The following is an 8,883-nucleotide window of genomic DNA, read 5'->3' on the forward strand; positions in this document are numbered from 1 at the left end:
CGACGCCGCCGCCCAGGCCGCCACCCGCGCCGAACGGGCCGCGCTGGCCGCCCGCAAACGCACCGAGTCCCGGCAGTGGACACTGAAACTCAACGCCGAGATCCAGCACGCCCGCGTCGCCGTCGTGGGCCGGCTGCGGACCCGGCTCACCGAGGTCCAGCACGACTACGCCCGCCGTATCGACACCGCCCGAGGTGAGGGCCTGACCGCACTGCCCGACGACCTGGACACCCAGCTCCAGGCGGTCGCCGCGGAACTGTCGGCCACCCTGGAGGACACCTACCGCGACGTGGCCGAGAAGGTCCTGGCCGACACGTTCGACCCGGCCCGGGTCAGCGCCACCCTGCGGCACACCCTGACCGCCGGCCCGCCCCGCGACGGCTCGTCGGACAACATGCTGATCGCCCTGTCCGCCGGCGGGGTCGCCCTGATCGCCGGCCGCGGCGCGATGCTCGGCGTGTCCGCGCTCGGGATCGCCGGCGCCGGGCTGCTGATGCCGTTCGCCGGACTGGGACTGGGCCTGGCCGCCGGCGGGTACGTGATCTACCGCCGCCGCGTGCACACCGACCGCCGGCACGCCCACACCTGGCTGCGTGACGTGCTCGCCGAGGCGCGGGCCGCACTCACCGACGAGATCGCCGGCCGGTTCACCGACCTGCAGTACGCGCTGTCGGTCGCCCTCGACGACGCCATCGAACGCCGGCTGCGGGAACTCGACGCGCTGATCGCCGAGATCGACGCCGCCGCCGCCGAGGACGCCGCCGGGCGCGCCAGACGGCGGGCTGCCGCCACCGCCGACCGGGACACCGCCGCCGCCCGCCTGCGGGTCGCCGACGAGGCACTGCTGCGGGCCCGCTCCCTGACCCCCACACCCACCGATGAAGGACAGCCGCGATGACCGATCACTGGGACCACGACGACGACGCGTTCGACTTCGACCTGCCGGATGATCATGCGCCGGTCCACGAGCAGCTCGAACCCCTCGACGACGGCCACGACCACGACACGTGGGATCTGCCCGAAGTGGAGCATCAGCCCGACCTGCCCCATGTGCCGGAGGTCCCCGACGAGATCGTCGCGGTCGCCGACGACGGTGTCTTCCCGCCCGCCCTCGACGTCGACCTGCCCGAACCCGTCGACGGTTTCCCCTGGATCGACATCACCACGCTGGGCGCCCCCGACCCGACCGGGTTCCTGCCGCCGGTGGAGAACGTGTCACCGGAGGAGCTCGCCTCGTACGCCGGCATCGAGATCCCCGACGGCGCCGACCCGTGGACCGTCCTGGCCGCGTCCGAGGATCCCGCCACCGCCGCCCTGGCCCGGTGGTGGACGACGGGTGAACAGTGATCCGCGTCTCCCGTTAACGACGCCGGAGTGGCATCATGACCGCGCACCGACCACATTTGTAGGAGCGCACGGATGGCCGTCGACGGCAACACCACCACTCTCGCGAGCAAGCGGGAACGCACCGGCTGGTACTTCTACGACTGGGCGAACTCGGCGTTCTCCACCACCGTCATCACGGTCTTCCTCGGCCCGTTCCTGACCAGTGTCACCGAGCAGGCCGCCGGCTGCGCCGTCGACGCCGACACCTGCGACGGCACCGTCCACCCGCTCGGCATCCCGGTCGCGGCGGGCTCCTACTACGCGTACCTGGTCAGCCTGTCGGTGCTGTTGACCGTGTTCGTGCTGCCGGTGATGGGCGCGATCGCCGACCGGGCCCCGCGTAAGAAGCCGCTGCTGGCCGGGGCCGCGTTCACCGGCGCCGCCGCCACCGTCGCGATGGCCTTCGTCACCGGCGACCGCTACCTGCTCGGCGGGCTGCTGTTCATCGTCGCCAACATCTCCTTCGGCGCCGCGATCGTCGTCTACAACTCGTTCCTGCCGCAGCTGGCCGGCCCCGACGAACGCGACCGGATCTCCAGCCGCGGCTGGGCCATCGGCTACCTCGGCGGCGGTGTCCTGCTGCTGCTCAACCTGGTCGCCGTGATGAGCCTGTCGGAAGAAGGCAACACCCAGCGCACCCTGGACCTGGCCCGCTGGTCGATCGTGTCGGCCGGCGTGTGGTGGGCGGCGTTCACCATCGTGCCGCTGCTGTGGCTGCGCGAGCACCCCGGCGCCGCCACGAAACCGGTCGAGGGCGGCAACATCCTCACCGACGGGTTCAAGCAGCTCGGCCACACCATCAAGGGCATGCGCGCCTACCCGCTGACCCTGGCGTTCCTCGGCGCCTACCTCATCTACAACGACGGCATCCAGACCGTCATCGCCCTGGCCAGCCAGTTCGGCAGCGAGGAACTCAACCTCGACCAGTCCACGATGATCCTGACCATCCTCATCGTGCAGTTCCTCGCGTTCGGCGGTGCGCTGGCTCTCGGCGCGCTGGCCACCCGCATCGGCGCCCGCAAGACCATCCTGATCGCCCTGGCCCTGTGGCTGGGCGTGGTGTCGGCCGCCTACTTCCTGCCCGAGGGCAAGCCGATCCCGTTCATGCTGCTCGGCGCCGGCATCGGCATCGTCATGGGCGGCAGCCAGGCCCTGTCGCGCAGCCTGTTCTCCCAGCTGATCCCGGCCGGCAAGGAGGGCGAGTACTACGGCTTCTACGAGATCAGCGACAAGGGCACCAGCTGGCTCGGCCCGCTGTTCTTCGGCCTGATCTTCCAGCTCACCAACAGCTACCGGGCCGGCATCGTCTCCCTGGTGGTGTTCTTCCTGGTCGGCGGTGTGCTGCTGGCGTTCGTCCCGATCCGGCGCGCCATCCTCGCCGTCGGCAACACCCCGCCCAAGCTGATCTGATGGACATCACCATCGACCCGGCGTCGGCGACCCCGCCGTACGAGCAGGTCCGTCTGCGGATCGCCGCGCTGGCCGCCGACGGCGACCTGGCCGCCGGAACCCGCCTGCCCCCGGTCCGTCAGCTGGCCGGCGACCTGGGGCTGGCGGTCAACACGGTCGCCCGCGCCTACCGAGAACTGGAACAGGCCGGCCTCGTCGAGACACGCGGCCGGCTCGGCACGGTGATCACCGCCAAGGCCACCGGCACGTCGCAGCAGGCCCAGCGCGCCGCGACCGCCTACGCCGAACGGACCCGGGCGCTGGGCATTCCCGCCGACACCGCGTTGGCGCTGGTCAAGGCCGCTTTGGAAAACTAGGGGGTACGCCGTCGGCCGCCCCGCGAGAAACCACACCTCCCGTGGCGGCCGACGCGAGCCTACCGGCCGGTCCCGCCGCCCAAGGCGCCTCACGGGCGTGGCCGCTGGTCGCCGATCCCCGCTGCCGTGTCAGGGACGCAGGTTGAAGTCGTACCGTCCGCTTCCCGCCGGAACCGAGGAGAACGATCTCATGGAACCGTTGGTGTCCGTGCACGCCGACGCGCTGCCCGGCGAATAGATCACGTAAGACTCACTCTTCGCGCAGAACTGCGAGGAGAAAGTGTCGAACCTCCACACGGTGTCGCGGTCACCGTAGACCTGCATCAGCAGGAATCTGGCGTCGAGGACTTTGCACTGCCCGTTTTCCACGTGCGTCCAGCCTCTACTGACCATGCCGCCCGCGCTGTCGAGGACTCTGGCGATCGCGGCTTTCTTGTTGGAGTAGTTGCAGATGTTGACGGGACGGTTGTAGTCGCTGGCCCTGGCCGGACCGGCGATTCCCAGGACGGCGACCGAAAGAGTCGCCCCGGCCGCCAGCAGTGCGCCTGCCGTTCTCATGTCTTCCCCGATTCTCGCTCCGCTCGTTGGCGTCGATCCTTGCAGGCAGGGCCGCGCAGTATGCGACATATCGAGAACAACATCTCAAGCGGTGATACCCAGAACCGGCAGGCACGGTGCGACACCGGTCAGGCCGATGTCGTCGCGGCGGGTCTTCTCCCAGCTGTCACGGGTCAGCCGCCAGCGCTGGATGAGGGCCGGGCTGCCGCGGCGGGTGTCCCAGTCGGTGCCGTTCGGTTCGTAGCCCAGCGCCCGCGAGACCGCGTTGGACGCCGTGTTGTCGGTGAACGCGTCACTGCCGGCCTCGCGGGCGCCGAGCCCGGCGAACGCCAGGTGCAGGATCGCCGTACGCATCTCGCGGCCCAGGCCCTGCCCGCGGAACCCGGGCGCCAGCCAGGAGAAGGTCGACACCGTGGCGAACCGGGCGAAGTCGCGGCCCACGAGGTCCTGCATGCCGGCCGGTTCGCCGTCGACCAGGACCGCGAAGTACAGCCGCCAGGAGTCCGGGGTGACCCGGGAACGGCCACCCCATATGCCGCGCAGCCACCGCCATTCACGCTCGGGGTTGTCGGCGTAGAACGAGATCGGGTCGTCGAACGGCCACGGCTCGGTGTCGGCGATCCCGGCCCGCACCAGCGGTACGAGACGTTCCAGCAGGTCGTCGGACGCTCCGGCCAGGGTCAGGCGCGGGGTGCGGACCTCGACGTTGAGCGGCGGATAGGTGTGGGTCACGCCCGGACCGTAGTGACCGCGCCGGACGCCCGCCACCGGATTACGCGCCGGGACGCACGCTGGTGAACAGGAGGTGACCGACGGTGGTTGCGTGGGCGGGGCAGGATGGTGCCCGTGCCCCGGAATCGCCTGATCCTGCGACAGATCCTGCTGTCCGCCAGTTCACTGTTCGTGTGTCTGTCGGCGTGGGTGTTGGTCGGGGTTCTCGCCGGGTCCGGGTCGCGGGCGCTGATCGCGTTGTCGGTGGTGCCGATGCTCGCCGGGTTGCTGCTGCCGGTGACGGTGTGGTTCGCCGGTGAGGATCCGCGGGACCGGGGTGCCGGCTGGTTCGCGGCGATCGGCCTGGTGACGTTGCTGTTCGCGGTCGCGGCGAGTTTCGGGGTGTCGGCGACCTATCTGGAACTGGCCGGCCACCGGGTGCCGGTGGTGGTGACCGCCGGTGACGGGGCGGCCCGCGACGGCTACCAGCTGGTCGCGGTGCGGGCCGTGTCGACCGGTGAGGAACTCGGCGAGGTGCTGTTCTTCGCCGAGCGTGACCTGCGCGCCGGTGACCGGCTGGTCGCGATGGTCGATCCGCTGGGCTGGTTCCCGCCGGGCACCGCGCAGCCGTCACCGGGCCGGCAGCGCGCCACCGAAACCCTGGCGGTGGCGGGTTCGGCCATGCTGGTGGTGCTGACGGCCGCGCGGGTGCGCCGCGATCTGCACCGTTACGACTTCACCGGCAGCCGACGCCCCCAGCGCTCCTGACAGCGTCACCGCGCCGCGGGTGGGGACCCCCGCGGCGCCGGGCAGCGGTCCATCGGGATGCCGCCTCCCGGCATGGTGGACAATCACGGCGTGGATTCGAGGATGCTGACCGGCCGGGAGCGGGCGGTGCTGGAGGCGCTGCTCGCCGTGGACTTCGACGGGGCGCCGGCGCTGCGGGGGCAGGCGGCCGGGGTGCGGGTCGTCGGTGGGTGTGGCTGCGGGTGCCCGTCGATCGAGTTCGTGGCCGGCGGGGTAGGGATGCGGCCGCGGGTGAATGCTTTTCCGGACGGCTCCTACAGCAGCCTGTTCCTCTACACGATGGTGGACGCCGGGGGCGTCGAGGTGCTCGGCGGCATCGAGTGGGCCGGGATCGACGAGTCCCCCGACCAGTTCCCGCCGCCGGGTTCGCTGACGCTGGAGGCGGCCTGAGCCAGGGCGTTCCACCAGGTGGCGCGGATGGCGTGGGCGCCCCAGGCGTTGGGTTCGACGACGCCGCAGAACCACAGGTCGCGGTCGGCGGGCCGGGCGTCGCTGCGGGTCGGGCCGCCGGCGGTGGACGCCGTGGCCGGTGAAGGCCGCGTGCACGTCGGCCAGGATCGCGCCGTGCCGGTCGGCGAGTGCGGCCAGGTCCGTGTTGAGGGCCGCGATCCAGTACCGCCGCCGAGGCCGCCCGCCAGCTCGGCGTCAGCCAGGCGTTGGCCTCCCATCACCTGCGGCATCTGGCCAAGCACGGTTTCGTCGAGCCGGCCGACGCCGGCGACAACCGGGAGCGCCCGTGGCGGGTGACCGCCACGTCCCAGCAGTGGGATCCGGGTGATTCAGCCGACGCGTGGGAGCAGGTCGATCTGATCGAGCGGTTCCTGCTCGAGCGCAGTGCCGCCCAGCTCGCCGACTGGCAGCAGCGCCGGTCCGGCGAGGACGCCCGGTGGACACAGCACACCGGTGTCTCGCAGAACCTGGTGTATCTGACCGTGCAGGAGATGGCCGAGTTGTCGCGGGCCTGGGACGAGCTGATCACCCCGCTGGTGCGGCGCCGGCCTCTCGGCGATCCGGGCAGCCGCCCGGACGGTGCGGTGCCCGTCGATGTCACCCTGGTCGCCGTCCCTGTCCCGCCGACCGCGTCGGGCGGCTGACATGCGGCACGTGCGGACGTTGCTGACCACCAGCCGCGACTACCGGCTGCTGGTGTCGGCGAACGTCGTCTCCTCGACCGGCGACTGGATCCTGCGGACCGGTCTGGCCTTCCAGATCTACGTGCTCACCGGCTCGACGGTGGCGTCGGCGACGGCGGTGCTGGCCGCGCTGCTGCCGCAGGTCGTCTTCGGATCGTTCGCCGGGGTGTTCGTCGACCGGTGGGATCGGCGGCGCACCGTCATCGCCACGAACCTGCTGCTCGGGGTGTGCCTGCTGCCGTTGCTGGCGGTCCACGGGCCCGGGCAGGCGTGGATCGTCTACGCGGTCCTGGCCACGCAGAGTTGCCTGGCGCTGCTGTTCTCGACCGCCGAGGCCGCCCTGATCCCCGCCCTGGTCGCCGACCGGGACCTGGTCACCGCGAACGCGTTGAACGCCCAGGCCCGTGACGTGGCCCGGCTGGCCGGGGCGGCGCTGGGCGGGGTGCTGGCCGGGTTCGGTGGCCTGACCCTGCTGACGGTCGCCGACACCGCGACGTTCGCGGTCGCCGCGGCGCTGCTGGCGATGACCGGCCGCCGGGCACGGCCGGCGCCGGTGTCCGGGCCGGCCCGCCGGCTGGTGCGGGAGTGGGCCGAGGGCCTGCGGATCGCGGTGTCCACGCGGGCGTTGCGGACCATCATGGCGTTCACCGTGATCACCGGTGTCGGTGAGGCCGCGATGAGCACCCTGATGGCCCCGTTCGTGCACGACGTGCTGCGCGGCGATGCCCGCGCCTACGGGGTGATCATGTCCGCGCAGGCCGTCGGCGGGATCGCCGGTGGCGCGCTGACCACGATCTTCGGTCACCGGTTCACGCCGCGGCGGCTGCTGGGCTGGGGTGCTGTCGCGTTCGGGCTGCTCGACCTGGTGCTGTTCCTGTATCCGCTGCTGGTGCCGTCGGTGTGGCCGGCGGTGGTGATCATGGCGGTGGTGGGGCTGCCGGGCGCGTTGACGGTGGCCGGGCTGATGACGGTGTTCCAGACCGCGACCGGCGACGATCACCGGGGCCGGGTCTTCGCGGCGATCGTGGCGGTCGACTCGGCGGCGATGCTGGTGGCGACCGCGGCCGCGGGAACGCTGGCCGAGCGTCTGGGTATCGTCGCGGTCATCGCCGTGCAGGGTGCCGGTTTCTGCGTGGCCGGCGTCCTGGTGCTGGTCCTGCTGCCCCGTGCGGGGGCCGGCGGCCGTACCGGATCAGGGTTTCTCACACAGGAAGACCCGCTCGCGGCCGGGCCGGTCGGGGGCCTGGCGCACGTCGGTGATGCGGAATCCGGCGGCCGTGAGGCCGGCGTCGAGTTCGTTGCGGTCACGGAACCGCAGCGTCGAGTCGGAGGTGAGGACCTGACCGTCACCGAAGGTGAACGTGTCCCGGAACGACACGGTCGGTAGCCGCACCTCGGTCAGCTGGAAGTCGTGGCGGACCGGGCCGACACCGGGCACGTCGCGGGTGTCGGGGGCGCGGTGGGCCCATTCGTCCCACACCCGGTATTCGGGGCGGCGGGTCTCGAAGACCAGGAATCCGCCGGGCCGCAGCAGGCCCAGCACGGTGGTCAGCACGCCGGCCCAGTCGTCGTCGGTGAGGAACACCTGGGCGACGTTGCCGGTCATCAGCACCAGATCGAAACCGGACAGCCCGGCAAGGTCACCGGCCCAGGTGACGGCATCGGATTTGGTACGGGCGATGTCCAGCGACGCGGCGGCGGGGTCGAATCCGGTCACCTGGTGGCTGCCGGCGAGCCGGGCGGCGAGCGTCCCGGTGCCGCAGCCGTAGTCGAGGATCCGCTGGGCGCCGAGTTCGGCGACGATGTCCTCATAGGCGTCGAGGTCACCGCGGTCGCTGTCGAAGGTGTCGTAGACGGCGGCGAGCCGTGGGTGGGCGAACTTCACGTCGGGCACGGCCACGACGATATGGCATGGCCGCGATGACGGCAGGTATTCACGTTTACCGTTACGCTCGCGCGGGTGACCCGTTTTCTGCTGGTGCCCGGCCGCGGGGTGCCGTTTCCGAACCACTGGTCGCGGCAGTGGGCGCGTGCGCACCGTGACTACCGGTGGGCGCCGGAGCCGCCGGGCCCGCCCTATGTGGCCGAGGACCGGGTGGCCGCGTTGCAGTCCGCGGTGGCCGCCTCGGCGGAGCCGGCGATCCTGATCGCGCACAGTGCGGGCTGTCTGACGGTGGCGTCCTGGGCCGGCCGGTTCACCGGCCCGGTGGTGGCGGCGCTGCTGGTGACACCGCCGGAGGTGCCGGACACGCCACGGCAGCGGCTGCCGTTCCGGTCGATCGTGGTGGTCAGCCGCGATGATCCGCACGGTTCGTTCGGCCACGGGCAGCAGCTGGCCGCCGACTGGGGTGGGCAGCTGTTCGACGCCGGGCCGGTGGGGCATCTGGATTCGAGTTCCGGTTTCGGGCCGTGGCCCGACGGTGAGCGGCTCGTCAGGACGCTGGCCGTCCCCGCATGACCAGGATGTGCCACAGGTATTTGACCAGTTGCGGGTGGTCGCCGTCGGCGGGGGCCCGGCCCAG

General features: G+C 71.7%; 9 protein-coding genes and 3 pseudogenes. 9 read left to right on the forward strand and 3 right to left on the reverse strand.

All coding sequences use genetic code 11. The features are described 5' to 3' along the window. The 4 genes and pseudogenes from ACFO0C_RS26480 to ACFO0C_RS26495 all read left to right on the forward strand — a co-directional run. Positions 1-898, forward strand: a pseudogene (locus ACFO0C_RS26480) (dynamin family protein); the annotation flags it as partial. Further along, the gene (locus ACFO0C_RS26485) at positions 895-1,347 is read left to right on the forward strand and encodes a hypothetical protein (RefSeq protein WP_378069390.1); all 453 of its coding nucleotides are present in this window, start codon (positions 895-897) and stop codon (positions 1,345-1,347) included. The pseudogene ACFO0C_RS26480 and the gene ACFO0C_RS26485, both read left to right, overlap by 4 nt. Before the next feature lie 72 nt (positions 1,348-1,419). Continuing rightward, positions 1,420-2,796: an MFS transporter gene (locus tag ACFO0C_RS26490; RefSeq protein WP_378069391.1), complete on the forward strand. Its 1,377-nt coding sequence runs from the start codon at positions 1,420-1,422 to the stop codon at positions 2,794-2,796. Continuing rightward, the gene (locus ACFO0C_RS26495) at positions 2,796-3,152 is read left to right on the forward strand and encodes a GntR family transcriptional regulator (RefSeq protein ID WP_378069392.1); all 357 of its coding nucleotides are present in this window, start codon (positions 2,796-2,798) and stop codon (positions 3,150-3,152) included. The genes ACFO0C_RS26490 and ACFO0C_RS26495 overlap by 1 nt, the downstream gene beginning before the upstream one ends. Before the next feature lie 129 nt (positions 3,153-3,281). Here ACFO0C_RS26495 and ACFO0C_RS26500 read toward each other — a convergent pair whose 3' ends face one another. Then, complete coding sequence (locus ACFO0C_RS26500; protein ID WP_378069393.1) at positions 3,282-3,710, reverse strand: DUF1036 domain-containing protein; 429 nt, start codon at positions 3,708-3,710, stop codon at positions 3,282-3,284. Positions 3,711-3,794: 84 nt separating this feature from the next. Next, entirely contained in the window at positions 3,795-4,442 is a 648-nt protein-coding gene (locus tag ACFO0C_RS26505; RefSeq protein ID WP_378069394.1) for a GNAT family N-acetyltransferase, read from the reverse strand. Positions 4,443-4,556: 114 nt separating this feature from the next. Here ACFO0C_RS26505 and ACFO0C_RS26510 point away from each other — a divergent pair, with 114 nt between their 5' ends. The 4 genes and pseudogenes from ACFO0C_RS26510 to ACFO0C_RS26525 form a co-directional block, all read left to right on the forward strand. After that, positions 4,557-5,189: a hypothetical protein gene (locus tag ACFO0C_RS26510; RefSeq protein ID WP_378069395.1), complete on the forward strand. Its 633-nt coding sequence runs from the start codon at positions 4,557-4,559 to the stop codon at positions 5,187-5,189. Between the two features lie 90 nt (positions 5,190-5,279). After that, positions 5,280-5,618, forward strand: a complete 339-nt coding sequence (locus ACFO0C_RS26515; RefSeq protein WP_378069396.1) for a hypothetical protein — start codon at positions 5,280-5,282, stop codon at positions 5,616-5,618. A gap of 230 nt (positions 5,619-5,848) precedes the next feature. Continuing rightward, positions 5,849-6,322, forward strand: a pseudogene (locus tag ACFO0C_RS26520) (hypothetical protein); the annotation flags it as partial. A 1-nt stretch (position 6,323) separates the two neighbouring features. After that, positions 6,324-7,523 (forward strand): annotated as a pseudogene (locus ACFO0C_RS26525) (MFS transporter); the annotation flags it as partial. Between the two features lie 30 nt (positions 7,524-7,553). Here ACFO0C_RS26525 and ACFO0C_RS26530 read toward each other — a convergent pair. Further along, positions 7,554-8,255, reverse strand: coding sequence for a class I SAM-dependent DNA methyltransferase (locus ACFO0C_RS26530; protein WP_378069397.1), 702 nt, complete (start codon positions 8,253-8,255; stop codon positions 7,554-7,556). A 66-nt stretch (positions 8,256-8,321) separates the two neighbouring features. On the opposite strand from ACFO0C_RS26530, the gene ACFO0C_RS26535 reads away from it, so the two are divergent. Then, positions 8,322-8,819 carry an RBBP9/YdeN family alpha/beta hydrolase gene (locus ACFO0C_RS26535; RefSeq protein ID WP_378069398.1) on the forward strand — a complete coding sequence of 166 codons (498 nt, stop codon included), beginning with the start codon at positions 8,322-8,324 and terminating at the stop codon, positions 8,817-8,819. Positions 8,820-8,883: the final 64 nt, after the last annotated feature.

The organism is Actinoplanes subglobosus, from assembly GCF_042650585.1.
Taxonomy (GTDB): Bacteria; Actinomycetota; Actinomycetes; order Mycobacteriales; family Micromonosporaceae; genus Actinoplanes; species Actinoplanes subglobosus.